This is a genomic window from Dactylosporangium siamense, assembly GCF_016862795.1.
Classification (GTDB): Bacteria; Actinomycetota; Actinomycetes; order Mycobacteriales; family Micromonosporaceae; genus Dactylosporangium; species Dactylosporangium siamense.
In genome coordinates, this window is sequence record NZ_BONQ01000210.1 from 1 (window position 1) to 18,445 (window position 18,445).

Here is an 18,445-nt window from a genome sequence, read left to right on the forward strand (position 1 = left end):
TCTCGGGCCGGTCATCAGCAGACCAGCGTCGGGTCAGGCGCCCGGAACGGAGTGAGGACGCATGACCGTCTACGAGGCGCAGGCCCGGGTCGCCGAGATCCGCAGCCGGATCGGGCTCGGCGCACCCGCCGCGGCCGGCGGCGGCGACGCGTTCGCGGCGGCGTTGCAGTCCACGATGGACAGTTCCCGGGCGGTGACCGGCGCCTCGGTCGTGGACGCGGCGAAGCAGTACCTCGGCACGCCGTACGTGTTCGGCGGCACGAACCCGGAGAGTGGCCTGGACTGCTCGGGGCTCGTCCAGCGCGTCTACGCCGACCTCGGCGTCAAGCTCCCCCGGGTCGCGAAGGACCAGGCCCGCGAGGGCACGGCGGTGGCGGACCTGGCCCACGCCCGCCCCGGCGACCTGCTCGCCTTCGGTAGCCCCGTCGACCACGTCGGCCTCTACCTCGGTGGCAACCGCATGATCGCCGCCCCGCACGCCGGCGACGTGGTGAAGATCCAGGAGGTGTACGAGACCCCGACCGCCATCCGCCGGATCGTGCCCACCACGTCCCTCGACGCGACCAGCATGGGGTCCGCCGCCGCCTCGACCGGTGCGATGGTCACGTCGGCGGCGATGCGACCCGCGTCGCTGACCGGGGTGCCCTACGCCGACCTGTTCCAGCAGGCGGGTGCGAAGTACGGCCTCGCGCCCTCGCTCCTCGCCGCGGTCGCGAAGGTCGAGTCCGGATACAACCCGGCCGCCGTCAGCGGCGCCGGCGCGCAGGGTCTCATGCAGCTGATGCCGGCGACCGCCCGCGGGCTCGGCGTCGACGCCCTCGACCCGGCCCAGGCCGTCGACGGCGCGGCCCGGATGCTGTCGTCGAACCTGGACCGCTTCGGCTCGATCGACCTGGCCCTCGCCGCCTACAACGCCGGCGGCGGCGCGGTCAGCCGGTACGGCGGCATCCCACCGTTCGCACAGACCCAGGCCTACGTGCCGAAGGTCAAGGCTGCGATGGAACAGCTCGCGGGAAGAGGGTTCGCATGACCGCGCCACTGGACGCGACCAGAGCCGCCGGCGGCGCCCGCTCCGCGGACCCGGTCGCCGCCACAGGTCCCTCCGATGCCTTCGCCGCCGCGCTGGCCGCGGCGACGCACGGCCGGGCCTCGCTGGGGGCACCGACGCAGGGCGCCCGCGACCGTGCCGTCGCCGACCGGCGGCCCGACCACACCCGGCACGGCGACCAGCAGCCTGAGCAGGAGCGGCGGTTCCCGGTGCGGGACCGCCGGGTCCGGGACGACCGGCCGCGCACCCGCACGCCCGACACCGACGCGGTGACCGCCGCGGCGGCCGTGCACCAGCAGCGCGACGCGATGGTGCGGCGGGCCGACACCGACCGCCGCGCGGAGACCCACGACCGCGCCGACCGGCCCGTCGGGGACCGTGCCGCCGCGTCCGTGCGGGAGCCGGCGCGCCCGGCCACCGCCGCCGAACGCGGGCCCGGTGCCGAGCCCCGGGACCGTGGCGACGCGGCGCCCGCCGGGACGTCCCGGCCGGCCGGTTTCGCGGAACCGGCGGGCGCCGGGCACCCGGACGTGGCGCGGACCGGCGGCGATGCGGGACGGCGCCCGGCGAACCCGGCCGCGAACCCGGCCGCCGGGGCGCGGCCCACCGGGTCGGGCACCCTCGAGGCGATGCTCGTCGCGGCGGCGGCGCGGCCCGGAATCACCACGGTGGCCGGGCCGGTCGACGCCACCGGCGCACCGGTGCCGGTGCCTCCTACGATCACGGGCCCGGCCGGGACGGCCGTCGGGTCGGTCGGGACGCAGGGTGTGTTCCCGGGCGCTCCGCGGACCGGCGGGCCGATCGGCGCGTCGTCGGCCGCACAGGCCGGATCGCCCGCGTCGGCCGGACCCCCGGCGGACCTCGGCGCCTGGACCGGCAACCCGCTGCCCGGCGCCGGCCTCACCATCCCTGGGGCGGCGGCGGACGACCGCGCACCGGCCACCACCGACCGGACCGCGGCACCGGCCACCACAGGCCATGCCACCACGGGCCAGTCCACCACGGGCCAGTCCACCACGGGCCAGTCCACCACGGGCCAGTCCACCACAGGCCAAGCCACCACGGGCCAAGCCACCACAGGCCAAGCCACCACGGCTCAGGCCGCCGCAGGTCAAGCCACCGCGGCTCAGGCCGCCGCGGGACTGATGGCTGGACCTGACCCGGCCGCAACCGGCCAGCCCGTAGCGGTCACACCGGTCGAGCAGCAGGTCACCGCAGTCGCGGGACGGCATCCCGCGCCGGCCGGCGGCACGCTCCTCTCGCAGGCAGCGCACCTCGTCGAGGCGACCCGGCCGGCCCAGGTCCCCCTCGCCACCCAGGTGGATCAGGCGCCGCAGGCAGCTCGGGCGACCCTGGCGGCGCACCGCCTCATCGGCGCGACCCCGGACGCCGGCGCCCCGGACGCGGTCGCCGGGGATGGCGCCGTTCCGGCGGTTCCCCTGCACGTCCAGGCCACGGCCCGGGCCGTTTCCGACGCCGACACGCGGCCCGAACCGCGGGTCGGTGCCCAGCCGGGCGCACAGACCGGCACACAGGTCGGCGCGCAGGCCGGCGCACAGGTCGGCGCACAGGTCGGGACCGCGGCCACCGGGACGGTCGGCGCCGCCGGGGTCCCGCCACCGCTCCCCCAGCCCGGCCCCGTCCCGCCGGGCACCGCGCCGCCCACCGCCGCGCCACCGGCCGCCGCCCCGGCCGCGGCGCAGGCAGCGGTCCAAGCGGCGCAGGCGGCGCAGGCAGCGGTCCAGGTCGCCGCCGTCCAGACCGGCACGACCGCGCCGGTGGACGCGGAGGCCGGCACCGGGGCGCGAGGCGCCGGCGCCGATCAGCCGGCCGCGGTCACGAACCCGGGCCTGCCGCAGTTCGCCGCACAGCAGGCCGCGCAGAGTGCCCTCGCCGGCGACGCCCAGGGCCGTGGCACCCCCGACAGGGGCCGGCCGCCGGGCGCCGGGACGCGGGGCGAGCAGGGGCAGGACCAGGTGCAGGCGGTGGGCGTACCCCCGCAGCAGCCGCAGCTGGCAACGGCTGTGGCGACGTCCGCGCCGGCGAACCAGGCTCCGGCGACCGCTCAGCCGCCGGTGGCGACCCAGGTGGCGATGGTGCTGACGCCGCTGCGGAAGGGGCCTGACGGGGTGCACCGGATGACGATCCAGCTCAGCCCCGGTGACCTGGGGCCGGTCAGCATCGTCGCCGAGGTGCGCGACGGGGCGATCGCCGTGCAGCTGGCGGCGGGCAGCGAGGCGGCCCGGGTGGCGCTGCAGGCGGCGCTGCCGGACCTGCGGCAGGACCTGCGTGACGGCGGGTTCGCCCAGTGCACGCTGGACCTGCACCAGAACTCGCAACCAGATACCGGCCGGCCGGGCAACCAATCGCAACAGTTCTCAGGTTGGCAGTCGCAGGGTCGATCTCAACAGCAGGCACCCGAACCACGGGCGGATGCGGAAGTCCGCGAACCGGACGGCTCAGCCGCGTTGGTCGACGTGCGCATCTAGGAGGGGGTTCCGCCATCACCACCCCGACGACACCCGTCAGTGGCAGCGTCGGCGCCTACGTCCCGAAGCCGGTCCCTGGCAACGTCAGCGACTACGTGCCGAAGACGAACGCGCCGGACGACGTCGGCAAGACCGACGCCAAGAAGCAGGAAGCGCCCGCGAAGCCCGGCGGTGACCTGGGCAAGGACGCGTTCCTGAAGCTGCTCGTGGCGCAGCTGAAGTATCAGGATCCGATGAAGCCGATGGACAACTCGGAGTTCCTGGCCCAGACGGCGCAGTTCACCACGGTCGAGAAGCTGAGCGACCTGGCGACGATGGAGCAGAGCCTGCTCACCGCCCAGCTGCAGCTCGGTGCGAGCAACCTCATCGGCAAGACCGTCGCGTACACCGACCAGGACGGCAAGGAGCAGTCCGGCGTGGTGAGCGCGGCGGCGTTCTCAGGCACCAGCCCCACCCTGCGGGTCGGCGACAAGGATGTCGCGCTCAGTGCGGTCAAGGAAGTCCGCGCCCCGGCATCCTGAAAGGACCCCTCCCCAATGCTCCGCTCACTCTTCTCCGGCATCAGCGGTCTGCGGGCCCACCAGCAGATGATGGATGTCACCAGCAACAACATCGCCAACGTCAACACCGTGGGGTTCAAGTCGTCGCAGGTGGTGTTCGAGGACACGCTGAGCCAGATGATGAAGGCAGCCGGCGCGCCGCAGCAGGGCCAGGGCGGCACCAACCCGGCGCAGGTCGGCCTGGGCGTCCGGCTCGGCGCGATCAACACGAGCTTCATCCAGGGGTCGGCGCAGACCACGGGTCGCGCGACGGACGTGATGATCTCCGGTGACGGGTTCTTCATCGTCAACTCCACCGACGAGATGCTGTACACGCGGGCCGGCGCGTTCAACTTCGACGCCGAGGGCAAGCTGGTGACGCCGACCGGCGCCGCGGTGCAGGGCTGGCCGGCGGTCAACGGCGAGGTCAACACGAACGCGCCGATCGGCGACATCCGGCTGCCGATGGGCACGCTGATCGCGCCGAACGCCACCCGCAACATGGTCCTGGCCGGTAACCTGCCGGCCGACGCGCCGGTCAACACCACGATCCCGCGCGCGATCAAGACGTACGACGTGCAGGGCAACGTGGTGACGCTGACGACGACGTTCACGCTGACCGCCGGCGGCTGGGAGGCGGTCGTCAGCGACGGCAGCACGCCCTCGGCGTCCACGCCCCTGACGTTCCTGCCGAACGGGCAGATCAGTGCGCCGACGTACACGGACTCGAACGGCGACACGAAGATCGGCCTGTTGTACGACCCGGACAACGACGGCATCGGCGTCGAGGTCGACCTGGCCGGCCTGACGGAGTACACCGGCAACACCACGGTGAGCCCACTGAGCCAGAACGGTTCGCCGGCCGCGACGCTGCAGTCGTTCAGCATCAACCCCGACGGTCAGCTGGTCGGCGTGTTCTCCAACGGCAACAAGCAGACGGTGGCGCAGCTCGCCCTGGCCAACTTCAACAACCCGCCCGGCCTGGAGAAGGTCGGCGACTCGCTCTACCGGTTCACGGTGAACTCGGGTCTGGCGCAGGTGGGTGTGGCCGGGACGGTGGGTCTCGGCACGTTGCAGAGCGGTGCGGTGGAGATGTCCAACGTCGACCTCGCCCAGGAGTTCACCAACCTGATCGTGGCCCAGCGCGGCTTCCAGGCCAACTCGAAGGTGATCAGCACGTCCGACGAGGTGCTGCAGGAACTGGTGAACCTGAAGCGGTAACCGGACTTTCTTCTACAAAAGGCCCGCCAGCGATGGCGGGCCTTTGTCGTAGCTACCCCCCGGCAACCGTCAACTCCTCACCTGTCGGCCGATCGGTCCGATGTGAAGTCCGAAGGCACCACGGAGGGGACCTCGCCCACAACCACCAAGGACGGGAGCGCGTCGATGATCCTGCTGACCAGACTCAACGGCCCGGTGTTCGCACTCAACCCCGACCTGGTCGAGCGGGCCGACTGCACCCCCGACACGGTCGTGACGCTGGTCGACGGGACGAAGTACCTGATCGCCGAGTCCCTGCCGGAGCTGGTGGCGCTGATCCGCCAGTACCGGGCGCAGGTCGTCGTGGACGCACAGCAGCTCGTCGGGCAGACCTCGGGCGAACGCGCCGAGGACGCCCGGGAGCGCGTCAAGGAGACCAACGTCGTCCAGCTGCATCGTCGGGAGCGATAACACATGGATCCGGCAACCATCATCGGCATCGTGCTGGCCTTCATCGCGATCTTCGCCTCGATGATCCTTGAAGGCGGCAGCCCCGGCTCCATCTTCCTGGTGCCGCCGCTGATCCTGGTCTTCTTCGGCACGCTCGGCGCGGCCATGGCCGGCGGCATGCTCAAGGACACGATCGCGCTCGCCGACTCGTTCAAGCGGGTGCTGCTGGGCAACGTGCAGCCGGCCGACTCGCTCGTCGACGACATCGTGAAGCTCGCCGAGAAGGCCCGGCGCGAGGGGTTGCTGGCCCTGGAGGACGCGATGAAGGAGGTGCAGGATCCGTTCCTCAAGAAGGGCCTGCAGCTCGCCATCGACGGCACCGACTCCGAGGAGCTGGCGGCGATCCTCGAGGCCGAGGTCGACGCGAAACGCAAGGCCGACAAGCAGGCCGGTTCGATCTTCACGGCGATGGGCGGATACGCGCCGACGATCGGCATCATCGGCACGGTCATCGGCCTGATCCACGTGCTGGAGAACCTGAGCCAGCCGGACAAGCTCGGTCACCTCATCGCCGGCGCCTTCGTGGCGACGCTCTGGGGGGTTCTCTCAGCAAACGTCATGTGGCTGCCGATGGGAGCCAAGTTGAAACGGCTGTCCGAGCTCGAATGCGCACAGATGGAGCTCGTGATCGCCGGCATCATCAACATCCAGGCAGGGGCCAACCCCCGCCTGGTCGCACAGAAGCTCCGAAGCCTGCTGCCGCCGGGCAGCGTCACCGAGAAGAAGGAGGCCGCCTGATGAGCGGAGGTGGGCATGCTGCAAAGGGCGGCACGAAGGGTGCGCACGCCAAGGGGCACGGCAAGAAGCACGCGGCACACGACGAGGAGCACGAGAACCACGAGCGCTGGCTGGTCAGCTACGCCGACATGATGACGCTGCTGATGGTGCTCTTCATCGTGCTGTTCGCGATCAGCCAGGTCGACCAGAAGAAGTTCGCGGAGCTCAAGAACGGTCTGGCGGTCGGCTTCGGGTCCCCGTCGGTGGCGTTCGAGGGCGGCGAGGCCTCGCTCATGGAGTCCTCCGACAGCAACTCCCCGATGGACATGTCCTCGGGCATCGGCGGCACCACCGCCGACGCGACCGCGGTCCAGGAGGCCGTGGCGGCCAAGGAGCGGGCGTCGGCGTCGGCGAAGCAGAAGGCGGCGCAGCAGGAGGTCGAGAACTTCGAGAAGATCAAGGCCCAGATCGAGGAGAGCCTGAAGGCGGAGGGGCTCGCCGACTCGGTGAAGTTCTCCGTCGACGAGCGCGGCCTGGTCGTCACCGTCGTCACCAGCGCGGTCGTGTTCGACGGCGGCGAGGCGCAGCTGCTGTCCGCCGGCCAGGAGATCATGAAGGGCATCGGCCCGGCGATCTCCGGCCTGCCGAACAAGATCGAGGTCGACGGGCACACGAACCAGCTGGCCGCGACGACCGGCACGTATCCGAGCGGCTGGGAGCTGTCCTCCGCCCGCGCCTCCACCGTGGTCCGCTACCTGCACAGCAACGCCGGCATCGCCGAGAACCGGCTGCTGGCGGCGGGCTACGCCGACACCAAGCCGCTGTATCCGGCGAACGACCCGCGCGCGGCGTCGCTCAACCGGCGGGTGGAGATCATCGTCCTGTCGTCCCTTCCGGCCGACACCCGGGCCCTGCTGCCCTCGGCTTCCTCGGGCGGCTGAGGAGCGAGCATGGCGGACGACGAGAAGCCGGCGACCGAAGAGGCCCCGAAGAAGGGCAAGAAGAAGCTCATCATGATCATCGCGATCGCGGTGGTGCTGCTGGGCGGCGGCGCGGGTGGCTACCTCATGCTCAAGCCGTCCTCCGCCACAGCGGAGAAGGCGCCGGAGCCGGGGGTGGTGGTGCCCCTGGACGCGATCACGATCAACCTGGCGGACGGGCACTACCTGAAGCTGAGGCTGTCGCTGCAGGCCACCGCGGCGGCCGCTGAGCCACCGGACGGCAGCAAGGCGCTCGACATCGCGATCGACCTGTACAGCAACCGCGAGATGGCCGAGCTGATGTCCAACGCGGAGCGGGAGCGCCTGAAGGCGGAGCTCAAGGAGAAGATCGAGAAGGCCTACACGGTGGCGAAGGAGAAAGAGATCATGGACGTGTACTTCACGTCGTTCGTGATCCAATAGCCACGAACCGGCGGATCTGGGGGTTTTCAAGGAAACCTCCAGGTCCGTTTCGGCCGTTTTCCGTCAAGGTGCACCCAAAAAGACCGATGGTAAGAGAGTGACGCAGTCAACGTCGGCGACCGGTAGCGGCCGCACGCCCGGCAAGATGAGCCGGCGCGGCGGCAAAAGCTCCGGTCCCGAGCCGTATGACTTCCGGCGTCCGACCAAACTGTCCCGAGAACACATCCGAACGCTCCAGATCTCCTACGAGACCTTCGCCCGCCAGTACGCCACACTGTTGACCACCAGCCTCCGGGCGGTGTCGCAGGTCAGCCTGATCTCCATCGAGCAGCTGACCTACGACGAGTACATCAGCGGCCTGTCGAGCCCGACCATCGTCGCCATGTTCAGCATCGATCCTCTACCCGGCACAGCCATTCTGGAGTTCTCCCTGAGCACCGCCATGGCCTGCATCGACCACATGCTCGGCGGTCCGGGCGGTCCGCAGCCTCAACGCCCACTGAGCGACATCGAGACGCCGTTGCTGCACGGCCTCATCGAACGGACGCTCGGCGAGCTGCGCTACGCCTTCGAGGGCATCGTGGCGTTACGGCCGGAGATGACCACGATCGAGTACAACCCGCAGTTCGCCCAGGCCGGCGCGACCTCGGACGCCGTCATCGTCGCCTCGTTCGAGATGCGGGTCGGCACCGAGGAGTGCGTGGCCAGCATCTGCCTGCCGTTCGGCTCGATCTTTCCCAAGCTGCAGGGCGAGCAGGGCAGCGCGGTGCTCACCGAGGCGCAGCGGCTGGCCCGCGAGGCCGCGTACCGCAACGTGGTGGCCGGGCTCGAGGGCGCGCCGATCGAGGTCGCGGTGCGCTTCCAGCCGGTGCGCATGCACCCCGCCGACCTGATCGGCCTGCGCCCCGGCGACGTGGTGCCCCTCGCCCACACCACCTCGACACCCCTGGCCGTGACGACGGCGGACATCACGTTCGCCTACGCCGTCCCCGGCGCCCAGGGCAACCGACTGGCCTGTCTCGTGGTGCCGAGCCCACAGCCGGGTCAACGACCGACACACCGGCCCGCCGCACAGCCAGCCGGACAGCTCGGCCAGAACCGCGCTGAGGAGACCCGCCGATGACCACCGCCACCAACGAGGCCCTGCTGGCCCGCGCCGAGGCGGCCGCACAGGCCGCCGTGGCGCTGCTGCCCGCCAGCTCCCCGCTCTCCGTCGGTGCGCCCACCCAGAACGTCGACGAGCTCGCCATCGACGGCCAGGCGGTCCGTGCCCGGTTCGCCGGCACCGCGCAGGGCGAGGTCGCGATCGTCGTCACCGCCGACCTGGTCGAGGCCCTGGCCAACTCCCCCATGGGCGCCCTGGACCTGAGCCAGGCGGTCCGGCCCGCGCTCGAGGCCGCGGCGGCCACCGTCGGGCCGGTCGTCGTCGACCCCGGCGAGGTGCTCGAACCCGCCGACGCGATGGGCCAGCTGGTCGACGCCGGCGGCATCCTCGTGCCGCTGCGCACCGACGAGGGCGTCGTCCAGGCCGTCGTCGCGCTCGCCGTCGCGGTCGAGGTCACCGGCGGCCCGGGCGGCGACGAGCCCCGCGCGGAACGCGGCGACCGGGGCCGGCCGGCGTTCGACCTTCTCCACGACGTCGAGATGGAGGTCACCGCCGAGCTCGGCCGCACCCGGATGAGCGTGCGGGAGCTGCTGTCGCTCGCCCCCGGCGCGGTGATCGAGCTGGACCGGGCCGCCGGTGGCCCGGCCGACCTGCTGGTCAACGGCCGGCTCATCGCCCGCGGCGAGGTGGTCGTGATCGACGAGAACTTCGGCATCCGGATCACCGAGATCGTCGGCCCGACGGACCGGGCCTAGGACCCCCCGCCATGATCGAACTGGCACTGCGCGTCCTGTGCTCACTCACAGTAGTTTTCGCAATACTCTGGGCTCTCGCCCGGCTCGCTCGGCGCGGCACCGGCGGCCACGGCGCCGGGCTGCTCACCGTCCTCGCCCGCCAGCAGCTCAGCCGCGGGTCGTCGGTGGCGGTGGTCAAGGTCGCCGACCGGGCCCTGGTCCTCGGCGTCAGCGACGCGGGCGTGTCGCTGCTCGCCGACGCCGACGCGCACCTGTTCGAGCCGCCCGCCGAGGCCTCGGCACCGTCCCCGCTCGCGGGCTCCCTGTTCGCCAAGGACGTCTGGCAGTTCCTGCGGGGCCGGCGATGAGGTCCGCGGCGCCAGGGCCTGTCCTGGAAGCGACAGCCGGGCTGCGGCGGTCCCTGCTGGGTGCCGCCGTCATCGGCACGGTGCTGCTCCTGCCGGGCGCCGCCCTGGCCGCGCCGACACCGAAGCCACCGGTGTCGCCCAGCCCGCCCGACGGCACCGTCAACATCGACGTCGGCGGCGTGCAGCCCAGCCAGTCGATCACCATCATCATCCTGCTGACCCTGCTGTCGATCGCGCCGTCGCTGCTGCTGATGACGACGAGCTTCACGAAGGTCTTCGTGGTCCTGTCGATCACCCGCAACGCGCTCGGCCTCAGCAACGTGCCGCCCAACCAGGTGATCGCCGGCATGGCGCTGTTCGTCAGCCTCTTCATCATGTCGCCGGTCATCGGCGAGGTGAACGACGTCGGCCTGCAGCCCTACCTGAAAGGAGACAAGAGCCAGGCGGTGGCGTTCAAGGACGGGGTCCAGCCACTCGAGGCGTTCATGCTCAAGCAGACCCGCAAGGACGAGATCGCGCTCTTCACGAAGATCGCCGACCGCCCCCTGCCGAAGAACAAGGACGACGTGCCGCTGACCACGCTGGTGCCCGCCTTCGTCCTGTCGGAGCTGCGGGCCGCGTTCATCATCGGCTTCGTCATCTACATCCCGTTCCTGGTCATCGACATGGTCGTCTCGGCGGCGCTCATGTCGCTGGGCATGATGATGCTGCCGCCGGTCACGATCGCGCTGCCGTTCAAGCTCCTGCTGTTCGTCCTGGTCAACGGGTGGGGGCTGATCCTCACCGCGCTCGTGGCCAGCTATCACTGACGAGGTGCTCCAATGACCGACACCAAAATCATCGAACTGAGCCTGCAGGCCATGACGATCGCCGCGAAGCTCGGCGCACCGATCCTGCTCACCGCGCTCATCGTCGGCTTCGCCATCTCCCTGTTCCAGTCCGTCACCCAGATCCAGGAGTCGACGCTGTCCTTCGTGCCGAAGGCCGCCGCGATCGGGCTCGCCCTGCTCTTCGCCGGCAACTGGATGCTGCACGAGATGATCAGCTACACCGAGCAGCTGTACGCCCAGATCCCCGACCTGATCAAAGGTGCCTGACACCTACACCGTGCCGCTGAGCACGGTGCTGGCGATCCTCCTCGGCTCGATCCGCGCCGGGGTGTGGCTCGCGCTGTGCCCGCCGTTCAACAACCGCGGCGCCCCTGGCCCGGTGAAGGCCCTGCTGTCCGTGGCGATCGCGCTGCCCCTCGCGCCGCGCCTCGCCCCGCAGATCCCGGCCGACATGTCCGCCGGCGTCCTCGCCGCCAACGCCGCCGAGCAGGCCGTGGTCGGCGCCGCGCTGGCCTTCATCACCGCGCTGCTCTTCGCCGCCGTCCAGGTCGCCGGGAACCTCATCGACCTCGTCGGCGGCTTCAGCCTCGCCTTCTCGATGGACCCGTTCTCCCAGCAGGGCAACGCCGTGTTCGGCCGCCTCTACAACCTCATCGGCATGGCGCTCATGTTCGCCACCGACTCCCACCAGCTGATCCTGCGGGGGTTCGCGCGCTCCTACACCGCGATCCCGCTCAACGACGCGCTGTCGCTGCGGACCTTCGCCGAGATCATCAACGGCGGCCTGGGCGAGATGTTCCTGGCGGGCCTGCAGATCGCGGCGCCACTGATCGCGATCATGCTCGCGGTGGACGTCGCGCTGGGCCTGCTGACCCGCGCGGCGCCGGCGCTGAACCCGTTTTCGTTCGGCTTCCCCGCGAAGGTGCTGCTGACGCTGCTGATCGTCGGCACGGCGATGATGCTGCTGCCGAACGCCGTGGCCAACCTGACCGACCGCTCGGTCACGCTGGTCCTGCGCCTGCTGGCCACCTGACCGCGGCTGCGGGCATCTGCTGGGCGGCTACTGGGCGTCCTCGGCGCGCCGCTGCGGGAAGGGCTCGCCGGCCACCGCCTCGGCCCGCAGCGGCTCCTCGTCGCCGTCGGATTCGGACGCCGGCTCCTTCTTCCGCTCGTCGTCCTTGCCGTAGTCGCGGGTGACCAGCCGGAACACGGCCAGCATGACGGCCGCCACCGGCACCGCGATCAGCAGGCGCAACAGTCCGGTCTGCAGGTCGAGCTGGTGGGTCACGAAGGTGGCGTACAGGGCGGGCGACGCGATCAGCAACGCCAGGAACAGCGTGGGGAACCGCGCCATACCGAGCACGTCAGCCGCCCACCAGGCTCAGCCGCTCGCAGAGCATCGCGGCCCACTGGAACGGGGTGGACGGGCGGCCGTCGAGGAGCGCGACCGGCAGGCGCAGCGACAGCGGGCTGGCCGGGTCGCCGCTGGACATCGTGCCGCGCAGGCAGATCGCGTCGACGCGGCGCAGGCCCTGCAGGTGGTGGGCGACGTCGGAGGTCTTGCGGCTGGCGTCGACGACGACCCACACCGCGACGGGCCGGACCGCCTCGACGATCGCGGCGGCCCAGGCGGACTCGTCCAGGGCCGCCTCGACGGCGACGACGCTGGGCGAGTCGGACTTGCGCAGCTTCTTGGCCCAGAGCCGGGCGTCGTGGGCGCCGGTGATGCGGCGCTTCGCGTCGATGCCCGCGGCGGTCGCGTTGCGGCCGGCGAACAGGATGTGGCTGGTGTCGAGGCGCTGCGCCTCGGCGACCCACCGGGCGACCTCGACGGCGTGGGTCGACTCGCCGACGACGATGAGCGTCTCACCCGGACCGTCGGGTGCCGGTTCGGCGGCCGGCAGCGCCGAGAAGGCGTCCACGACCGCGGAGTACGTGTCGGCGACGTTGGCCCGGAACGCGATGTCGGTCGGCACGCCCAGCGACTGCAGCCGGCGGCCCAGCGCGGTCTGCCGCTCGGGCTTCTCCGCGGCGGGGCGATCGACGACCCGTTCGGCGGCGGGGGCGGCGGTGGCCGCCGCGGCCGGGGCGGCGCGCTCCGTCGCCTGCGCGGCGGCCGGCGCCGCGGTGTGCGGGTTGTAGGTGCCGGCCAGCCGTTCACTCTGGTCCGGCGTCCGCGGCTTCTCCACGGTGGCGGTGGCTTCAACAGGCATTGGGGACTCCTGCCAGAATTCGGTGTCAAGGTCGGACAGCTGTGGGCGGGGCGGGTTCGGGCGCTGTGGTGCGCGCCTTCGCGGGTCCATCCGCGTCTGTTCGGGCCGGTTGCCGCCGTCGCCCGCGGAGCCCCACGGCATCCCACGGGGATCGACGGGCGGCGGCTGATACCGCTGTGGCTGCGGTGGTTCGGGGCGCTGCTCGAAGCGCGGGTCGGCGTTGACCTGCCGCACGCCGAGCTTCGCGATCGGCTGGTTCGCCGCCGGCCGGAACGGACGCACCGAGGGCGTGCCCCCGGGCGCGTCGGCGGGCGCCGCGTCGCCCAACAGCTGGTGCAACGCGTCAGCTGCGGTCGGCGGCCGGTTGGGCGCGGCAGTTGCGGCCGGCGGCCGGTTGGGTGCGGCCGGCGCGGCCGGCGGCCGGTTGGGCGCGACCGGCGCGGCCGGCGGCCTGGGTGGGCCGTCCGCCACCGGCGGCCGCGGCTGGCCCGCGGTGGAAGGCGGCGGTGGCGGGCCGCCGTCCCAGGCGCCGGCGAGCACGTCGGCGAACGTCGGATTCCTGCCCTGCGCCTCGGCGGCGTCCGCCATCGCGGCCAGATCCTGAATACTCAGCGAACGATTCGGCGTGTCGCTTTGGCGGGCGGGTCGACCGGATGATTGAGTTGTCGAAGCGGCATCCGGGACCTCCACCGTCAGCTCATATTTCTGAGTGCCGAAAAGGCCACCGACTCCACCGGTGCGCACTTTCTCGGCGGAGACGATGACAGCGTCCGGCCCGTGCTCGGCGCGGACCTGCGCGAGCAGTTCTTCGAGGTCACGACCCTCAAGCAGCAACCGGGTAGGCACCATTCACCACCCCAATAGTCTCAATCCGCAGCGTACTCCCGGCGATCTCTGAGTAAGACAGAACCGGCAAACGCGGTAGCGCCATCAGCACCAGCTTTCGCAGTGCGTTGCGCAGTTGCGGTGAGCAGACGAGGACGGGACTGGCGCCGCGTTCCTCGCCGAGTTCGGTGATTCTGGTGAGGTCGGCGAGCATCGACTCGGCGCGGGCCGTGTCGATCAGCAGCTGCAGCCCGCTGTCGGTGGGACGCAACGACTCCAGCAGCTGCTGCTCGAGCCGCGGGTCGAGCGTGATCGCGGTCAGGGTGCCCTCGTGGGCGTAGCGCGAGGCGATCGCCGGCCCGAGCGACGCGCGCGCCGCCTCGACCAGCGAGTCCGGGTCGGTGGACTGTTTGGCCTGCAGCGACAGCGACTCGAAGATGCGCACGAGGTCGCGGATCGGCACGCCCTCGTCGAGCATCGTCTGCAGCACCCGCTGGACCTGGCCGAGGCTGAGCGCCGATGGGGTCAGCTCCTCCACGACGACCGGGTGCGTGCGCTTGACGATCTCGGTGAGCGCGCGGACGTCCTCGCGGCCGAGCAGGCGGCTGGCGTGGATGCGGACGATCTCCGCCAGGTGCGTGATGATGACCGAGGCCCGGTCCACGACCGTGGCGCCGGTGAGGTCGGCCTGGTGGCGCAGCTCGGCCGGGACCCACTTGCCGGCGAGGCCGAAGACCGGCTCGACGCCGGCCCGGCCGGGCAGGAACTCCAGGCCGTCGCCGATCGCCAGGACCGTGCCGGGAGGGGCCTGGCCGCGGCCGACCTCGACGCCGCTGATGCGCACCGCATACGTCGACAGCGGCAGCTCCAGGTCGTCGCGGGTCCGCACCGGCGGCATGACGATGCCGAGCTCCAGGGCCACCTTGCGGCGCAGCGCCCGGACGCGTTCGAGGAGGTCGCCGCCGCTGGCGTCGACGAGGTCGACGAGGTCGGGGGCGAGGGCGAGCTCCAAGGGGTCGACGCGCATCTCGCTCAGGAGCGTCTCGGTCGGGTCCGGCGGTGGCGGCTCGGCCTGCGCCTCGGCGGCGGCCTGCGCGTCCTCCTCGCTGACCGGCTTCGGCAGGCGCTGCGCGATGATCAGCACCGCGGCGCCCACGAGCAGGAAGGGCAGCTTCGGCAGTCCCGGGATGAGGCACAGCGCGAGGGCCGCGCCGCCGCCGATCTGCAGCGCGCGGCGGTTCTGGCTGAGCTGCTTGCTGACCGTGGTGCCCATGTCGCCGTCGTTGGCGGAGCGGGTCACGATCAGACCGGTCGCCACCGACAGCAGCAGCGCCGGGATCTGCGAGACCAGGCCGTCGCCGACGGACAGCAGCGAGTAGGTGGCGATCGAGTCGGCCGGGGACATGCCGCGCTGCAGCATGCCGATGGCGAAGCCGCCGATGAGGTTGACCAGGGTGATGATGATCGCGGCGATCGCGTCGCCCTTGACGAACTTCGACGCGCCGTCCATGGCGCCGTAGAAGCTCGCCTCGGACGTGATCTCGGTGCGCCGCTTGCGGGCCGTCGCCTCGTCGATGAGACCGGCGTTGAGGTCGGCGTCGATCGCCATCTGCTTGCCGGGCATCGCGTCGAGGGTGAAGCGGGCGCCGACCTCCGCGACGCGTTCCGCACCCTTGGTGACGACCATGAACTGGACGATGAACAGGATGAGGAAGATGACGAGGCCGACGATGAGGGAACCACCGACGACGAAGTGGCCGAACGCGTCGATGACGGCGCCGGCGAAGCCGTCGGTGAGCACGAGCCGGGTCGCGCTGATGTTGAGCGCCAGCCGGAACAGGGTCGCGATCAGCAGCAGCGAGGGGAACGAGGAGAACTCGAGCGGCCGCTTCACATACATGCTGACCAGCACGATCACGAGCGCCAGGGTGATGTTCGCGGCGATCAGCGTGTCCAGCAGGAAGGCCGGCAGCGGCACGACCATCATGAGGATGATCATCACGATGCCGATGGGCACGACGAACTGCGACAGGCGTTTGGGCACGCTCTCCCCGTCTTTCTGATGTGACGCGTTCCCCTGATCGGTGCGGTACGGGTCGTTCTGAGGGTTTTCCTTTGGTTGCAGCGTCCGGTGCCGATCGTTGGGGCGTGCAGCCCGCAACGACCTCCCCCGACTCGACGCAGCTCGTCCACATAGGCCGGCAGCCGCTCTATGACTGGTCCGGCCACGTCGTCGGTTACGAGCTGCTGTTCCGTGGTGCCGCGGACGAGATCGAGGCGTCCCGGCGCACCGCGTACGCGACCAGCCAGGTCATCGTCAACGCCTTCACCGAGTTCGGCCTCGAGCAGCTCGTCGGCGGGCGCAAGTGCTTCATCAACCTGACCCGCGACTTCCTCGTCGGCGAGCTGCCGCTGCCCTTCGACCCGGACCACGCGATCCTGGAGATCCTGGAGACCGTCGAGATCGACGACGCGGTGCTCGCCGGGACCGCGCGGCTGGTGCAGCAGGGATACGAGATCGCCCTCGACGACTTCGTGTTCGGCCTCGGTCACGACCGGCTGCTGGGGCTCGCCTCCTACGTGAAGCTGGACCTGCTCATCCGTGAGCCGGACGAGCTCGCCGAGGTGGTGGCGCGGTGCCGGCGTTACCCCGGCATCAAGCTGGTCGCGGAGCGGGTCGAGTCCGAGGAGCACATCCTCCTGGCCCAGCGGCTCGGGTTCGACCTGCTGCAGGGCTACGCGGTGGGCCGGCCCCAGGTGCTGACGGCGGTCGCGCTGTCCCCGTCGCGGCTGCGCCGCCTGGAGCTGCTCGGCGCGGTCACCGCGGAGGACGCCGACATCGCGAAGGTGTCGACCATCGTGCAGAGCGACCCGGCGCTGTCCTACCGGGTGCTGCGGGCGACCAACTCCGCCGCGTCCGGCCTGCCGCGCAAGGTCGCCTCGGTCCGCGACGCGGTCGTGCTGCTCGGCTCCGCGAAGATCCGGCAGTGGGCGGCGCTGATGCTGGTCAGTGACGTGGCGGAGTCCGCGACCGAGGACCAGCTGTCCACGACGATGGCCCGGGCCCGGCTGTGCCAGACCGTCGCGGAGCGGCTCGGGCTGCAGGGCGAGGCGGCGTTCACCGTCGGGCTGCTCGCCGGGGTCGCCGAGCTCATCTCGGAGCCGGTCGCGGAGCTGGTGAACCGGTTGCCGCTGACCGTGGAGGTGGCCGACGCGCTCGTCGACGGGCACGGCCGGCTCGGCCAGGTGCTGTCGATCGTGCGGGCCTACGAGGTCGCCGACGAACACGCCCTGGCGAGCGCCCCGGTGTCCTCGGCGGACCTGGCCAAGGCGTACCTGTCGGCGGTCGGCTGGTCGATGCGGACGATCGAGGGGGCACTCGGCCGCTGATGGCGGGTGAAAAGACCGAGGAGCCTACCGAACAGAAGAAGCGGAAGGCGCGCAGTGAGGGCACCAGGGCCCGCACGCCGGATCTGGGCGCCTGGGGCGGGGTGCTGCTGGCCAGCATGCTGCTGCCGATGACGGCCCGCAACATCATGTCGCGGACCCAGGAGCTGTTCACCCGGAGCACGCAGGCGATGGTCGACCCGGAGCCGGCGAAGGCCCTCGAGCTGTTCAAGACCGGCGTGAAGGACATCGTGATCCTGTCCGCGCCGATCACGGTGGGCCTGTTCGTGTTCGCGATCCTCGCCACCGCCGCCCAGGGCGGCCTGCGCCCCGCGACGAAGACCCTGAAGCCGGACTTCAAGAAGCTCAACCCGCTCAAGGGCCTGAAGAAGACCTTCGGCGGGCAGGCCGCGTGGGAGGCCGTCAAGTCCCTCGCCAAGGTCATCATCCTGGGCATCGTCGTCTACAACACGATGCAGACCCTCATCCCGACGCTGCTCGGGGCGACGGCGATGCCGCTGCAGACCATCATCGGCCTGGTCGCCGACACCGTGCTCGAGGTGATCCGGGTCGCCGCGGCGACCGGCCTCGTGCTCGCCTTCGCCGACTACTTCGTGGCGAAGCGACGGACCAACAAGCAGCTGAAGATGTCGAAGGAGGAGGTCAAGGAGGAGCACAAGAAGTCCGAGGGCGACCCGCACGTCAAGGGCCAGATCCGGCAGCGGCAGCACGAGATGGCCCGCAGCCGGATGATGTCCGACGTGCCGAGGGCCGACGTCGTGGTGGTCAACCCGACGCACGTCTCGGTGGCGCTGCGGTACGACCCGACGAAGGGCGCGCCCCGGGTGGTGGCGAAGGGCGTGGGCGTGATCGCCCTGAAGATCCGTGAGGTCGCCGAGGAGCACCGGGTGCCGATGGTTTCCGACGTGCCGCTCGCGCGGGCGCTCTACGGGGCCTGCGACATCGGCGACGAGATCCCGGCCGAGTTCTTCGGCGCGGTCGCCCGGGTCCTGGCGTTCATCATGATGCTCAAGTCGAAGGGTTCCGCCGCGGGCGTGCACACCGTCCCGGACACTC

Annotated in this window: 19 protein-coding genes; 16 read left to right on the top strand and 3 right to left on the bottom strand. The window is 71.3% G+C overall.

Features of this window, described 5'->3' with window-relative positions; all coding sequences use genetic code 11:
* Positions 1-61 precede the first annotated feature (61 nt).
* The 14 genes from Dsi01nite_RS55815 (at position 62) to Dsi01nite_RS55880 (ending at position 11,976) form a co-directional block, all read left to right on the top strand.
* Complete coding sequence (locus Dsi01nite_RS55815; RefSeq protein WP_239137267.1) at positions 62-1,030, top strand: transglycosylase SLT domain-containing protein; 969 nt, start codon at positions 62-64, stop codon at positions 1,028-1,030.
* Complete coding sequence (locus Dsi01nite_RS58665; RefSeq protein ID WP_203854683.1) at positions 1,027-3,537, top strand: flagellar hook-length control protein FliK; 2,511 nt, start codon at positions 1,027-1,029, stop codon at positions 3,535-3,537. The genes Dsi01nite_RS55815 and Dsi01nite_RS58665 overlap by 4 nt, the downstream gene beginning before the upstream one ends.
* Positions 3,538-3,632: 95 nt before the next feature.
* The gene (locus Dsi01nite_RS55825) at positions 3,633-4,058 is read left to right on the top strand and encodes a flagellar hook capping FlgD N-terminal domain-containing protein (protein ID WP_203854684.1); all 426 of its coding nucleotides are present in this window, start codon (positions 3,633-3,635) and stop codon (positions 4,056-4,058) included.
* A 15-nt stretch (positions 4,059-4,073) separates the two neighbouring features.
* Positions 4,074-5,297: a flagellar hook protein FlgE gene (locus tag Dsi01nite_RS55830; protein ID WP_203854685.1), complete on the top strand. Its 1,224-nt coding sequence runs from the start codon at positions 4,074-4,076 to the stop codon at positions 5,295-5,297.
* Between the two features lie 165 nt (positions 5,298-5,462).
* On the top strand, positions 5,463-5,747 hold the full coding sequence (locus Dsi01nite_RS55835; RefSeq protein ID WP_203854686.1) for a flagellar FlbD family protein: 285 nt from the start codon (positions 5,463-5,465) through the stop codon (positions 5,745-5,747).
* A gap of 3 nt (positions 5,748-5,750) precedes the next feature.
* Positions 5,751-6,524 carry a flagellar motor protein gene (locus Dsi01nite_RS55840; protein ID WP_203854687.1) on the top strand — a complete coding sequence of 258 codons (774 nt, stop codon included), beginning with the start codon at positions 5,751-5,753 and terminating at the stop codon, positions 6,522-6,524.
* On the top strand, positions 6,524-7,444 hold the full coding sequence (locus Dsi01nite_RS55845) for an OmpA/MotB family protein (protein WP_203854688.1): 921 nt from the start codon (positions 6,524-6,526) through the stop codon (positions 7,442-7,444). The genes Dsi01nite_RS55840 and Dsi01nite_RS55845 overlap by 1 nt, the downstream gene beginning before the upstream one ends.
* A gap of 9 nt (positions 7,445-7,453) precedes the next feature.
* Positions 7,454-7,906: a flagellar basal body-associated FliL family protein gene (locus tag Dsi01nite_RS55850; RefSeq protein WP_203854689.1), complete on the top strand. Its 453-nt coding sequence runs from the start codon at positions 7,454-7,456 to the stop codon at positions 7,904-7,906.
* A 97-nt stretch (positions 7,907-8,003) separates the two neighbouring features.
* Entirely contained in the window at positions 8,004-9,029 is a 1,026-nt protein-coding gene (locus Dsi01nite_RS55855) for a flagellar motor switch protein FliM (RefSeq protein ID WP_239137269.1), read from the top strand.
* Positions 9,026-9,766, top strand: coding sequence for a flagellar motor switch protein FliN (fliN, locus tag Dsi01nite_RS55860; protein WP_203854690.1), 741 nt, complete (start codon positions 9,026-9,028; stop codon positions 9,764-9,766). Before Dsi01nite_RS55855 ends, fliN begins: the two co-directional genes overlap by 4 nt.
* A gap of 11 nt (positions 9,767-9,777) precedes the next feature.
* A complete protein-coding gene (locus tag Dsi01nite_RS55865) occupies positions 9,778-10,113 on the top strand; it encodes a FliO/MopB family protein (protein ID WP_203854691.1) in 336 nt (111 codons plus the stop codon).
* Positions 10,110-10,922: a flagellar type III secretion system pore protein FliP gene (fliP, locus tag Dsi01nite_RS55870; protein WP_203854692.1), complete on the top strand. Its 813-nt coding sequence runs from the start codon at positions 10,110-10,112 to the stop codon at positions 10,920-10,922. Before Dsi01nite_RS55865 ends, fliP begins: the two co-directional genes overlap by 4 nt.
* A gap of 12 nt (positions 10,923-10,934) precedes the next feature.
* On the top strand, positions 10,935-11,210 hold the full coding sequence (gene fliQ / locus Dsi01nite_RS55875; RefSeq protein ID WP_203854693.1) for a flagellar biosynthesis protein FliQ: 276 nt from the start codon (positions 10,935-10,937) through the stop codon (positions 11,208-11,210).
* Positions 11,203-11,976 carry a flagellar biosynthetic protein FliR gene (locus tag Dsi01nite_RS55880; protein ID WP_203854694.1) on the top strand — a complete coding sequence of 258 codons (774 nt, stop codon included), beginning with the start codon at positions 11,203-11,205 and terminating at the stop codon, positions 11,974-11,976. The genes fliQ and Dsi01nite_RS55880 overlap by 8 nt, the downstream gene beginning before the upstream one ends.
* Before the next feature lie 27 nt (positions 11,977-12,003).
* On the opposite strand, the gene Dsi01nite_RS55885 is transcribed toward Dsi01nite_RS55880, so the two are convergent.
* The 3 genes from Dsi01nite_RS55885 to flhA form a co-directional block, all read right to left on the bottom strand.
* A complete protein-coding gene (locus Dsi01nite_RS55885; protein ID WP_203854695.1) occupies positions 12,004-12,297 on the bottom strand; it encodes a hypothetical protein in 294 nt (97 codons plus the stop codon).
* A 10-nt stretch (positions 12,298-12,307) separates the two neighbouring features.
* Entirely contained in the window at positions 12,308-13,744 is a 1,437-nt protein-coding gene (locus Dsi01nite_RS55890) for a hypothetical protein (protein ID WP_203854696.1), read from the bottom strand.
* 235 nt (positions 13,745-13,979) lie between these two features.
* Positions 13,980-16,025 carry a flagellar biosynthesis protein FlhA gene (gene flhA / locus Dsi01nite_RS55895; RefSeq protein WP_239137271.1) on the bottom strand — a complete coding sequence of 682 codons (2,046 nt, stop codon included), beginning with the start codon at positions 16,023-16,025 and terminating at the stop codon, positions 13,980-13,982.
* Between the two features lie 104 nt (positions 16,026-16,129).
* Here flhA and Dsi01nite_RS55900 point away from each other — a divergent pair, with 104 nt between their 5' ends.
* Entirely contained in the window at positions 16,130-17,371 is a 1,242-nt protein-coding gene (locus tag Dsi01nite_RS55900; RefSeq protein WP_203854697.1) for an EAL and HDOD domain-containing protein, read from the top strand.
* Positions 17,371-18,445: flagellar biosynthesis protein FlhB (gene flhB, locus Dsi01nite_RS55905; RefSeq protein ID WP_203854698.1), on the top strand; the 1,075-nt coding region annotated here is incomplete at its 3' end. The genes Dsi01nite_RS55900 and flhB, both read left to right, overlap by 1 nt.